A 335-nucleotide genomic window follows, 5' to 3' on the forward strand; every position below is an offset into this window, starting at 1 on the left:
GCAGTACATTTCCGAATCCTGGAACGCAATCTACGACACCCTGGCTGAGCTTTCACAGCTGGGCGAGGACGGCGACCTGGCATGAGCGAAAACAAGAAAAGCAAGCCCACTCTGCCTAGGGAGCCGGGCATATACCCGGGCATCCCTAACTCGGATTACCACGCCGACCAGGACAGCCTGTCGTCATCGGGAGCGAAAACCCTGGCTAAACCCGGTGGGGCGGCCCGCTTCCACTACGAACAAACCCACCCGAAAGCAGACTCGGAGGCCCTCCTTTTTGGTACTGCCGCCCATGCTTTCATCCTCGAGGGCGTAAAACCGGCCGTGTTCAAGGG

Annotated in this window: 1 protein-coding gene; it reads left to right on the plus strand. The window is 59.4% G+C overall.

Going from position 1 to position 335, the window contains the following annotated elements:
* Positions 1 to 81 precede the first annotated feature (81 nt).
* Positions 82 to 335 (plus strand): hypothetical protein (locus QP415_RS11060; protein WP_285100095.1); only part of this gene is annotated, 254 nt, incomplete at its 3' end.

Origin of the sequence: Pauljensenia sp. UMB3104, from assembly GCF_030217285.1 — a bacterium.
Taxonomy (GTDB): Bacteria; Actinomycetota; Actinomycetes; order Actinomycetales; family Actinomycetaceae; genus Pauljensenia.